We start from the raw sequence: 1,451 nt of genomic DNA on the forward strand, positions 1-1,451 counted from the left end.
TTTTTTTTGCCCGTGCAGATACCTGAATGTGTGAATGGAAATTGATACCCAAAGGGTATCCTTGGAGGATTGAACCATAATGATAAACAAAGGGTGGGTCTTTGGCCTGATGATCGGCGCATCAGTTGGCTTCAGCACACAGGCTGTTGCGAAAGAGAAATTGTACGTCTATAACTGGACTGATTATATTCCAGCCGCGCTGTTAGAGCAGTTCACTAAAGAGACCGGCATCGACGTTATTTACTCTACTTTTGAGAGTAACGAAGAGATGTACTCGAAGCTGAAACTGACGCAAGGGGCTGGGTATGATTTGGTGGTTCCCTCTACGTACTACATCAGCAAAATGGCCCGCGAGGGGATGCTGCAAACGCTGGATCACCGCCAGTTGAAAAATTTTGCTAACCTCGACCCGAGTTTATTATCCCAAGAGTTCGATCCTAAAAATCAGTTTTCAGTCCCTTATGTCTGGGGGGCAACCGGTATTGCGGTGAATCGCGCAGAGATTGACCCGACGACGGTAAATAGCTGGCAGGATTTATGGAAACCGGCGTTTAAAGATCACCTGCTACTGACCAATGACTCACGTGAAGTGTTCCATATGGCACTGCTGGTAAAAGGGTTTTCCCCCAATACCACCAATCCAGATGAGATTAGCCAAGCTTATGAGTTTTTGCGCCCCTTGATGCCGAATGTTCGGGTATTTAATTCCGATGCGCCGGATGTACCCTATCTGCAAGATGAGGTGTCGGTCGGGATGATCTGGAATGGCCCAGCATGGCGAGCTGCGCAAGAGAACCCCGATATTCAGTTTATCTATCCTAAAGAGGGGGCGATTTTCTGGATGGATAGCATGGCGATTCCGGCACAAGCTCAAAACCCGCAGGCCGCTTACCGCTTTATCGATTTTTTGTTGCGCCCCGAAAGCGCGGTAGCGATCATCAAAGAGCTGGGTTATTCGGTTCCAAACCGCGCGGCTATCCCGTTATTGGATAAAGCAATGGCCGAGAATACCACCTTGTTCCCGCCAGCCGCGGCCATGCAAAAAGGCCAGTTTCAGCGTGATGTCGGTGATGCCATTACGCTGTACGAAACCTACTGGAATCAGTTACGCTCGGGTAAATAAGCGAGTATGTTCAGCGGTAATCCGTTTGGCTTACCGCATTTTAGCGCTGACGATGACAATGTAAGCGTAAGCAGAAGTTCTATTCTCAACATCAAGGAGTTTTTATGCTGGCACAAGCCATGATTGATAAATTAAATGAGCAGTTGAATCTGGAATTCTTCTCATCCAACTTGTATCTACAAATGAGCGCATGGTGTGATCACCACGGGTTTGACGGTGCGGCACTGTTTTTGCGCCAGCACGCGACAGAAGAGATGCAGCATATGCAGCGTTTGTTCAACTATGTCAGCGAAACCGGTGCACTGCCACTGATTGGTGCTATTGCCGC

The 1,451-nt window shown here is 48.4% G+C and carries 2 protein-coding genes; both read left to right on the plus strand.

Annotated elements, in window-relative coordinates:
* Nucleotides 1–79 precede the first annotated feature (79 nt).
* Complete coding sequence (locus ACRC27_RS09390) at nt 80–1,123, plus strand: extracellular solute-binding protein (RefSeq protein WP_438622635.1); 1,044 nt, start codon at nt 80–82, stop codon at nt 1,121–1,123.
* A 104-nt stretch (nt 1,124–1,227) separates the two neighbouring features.
* The coding region (locus ACRC27_RS09395) for a ferritin (RefSeq protein ID WP_438639758.1) at nt 1,228–1,451 on the plus strand (224 nt) is incomplete at its 3' end.

The organism is Plesiomonas sp. (genome assembly GCF_051650925.1).
Taxonomy (GTDB): domain Bacteria; phylum Pseudomonadota; class Gammaproteobacteria; order Enterobacterales; family CAMTGL01; genus Plesiomonas.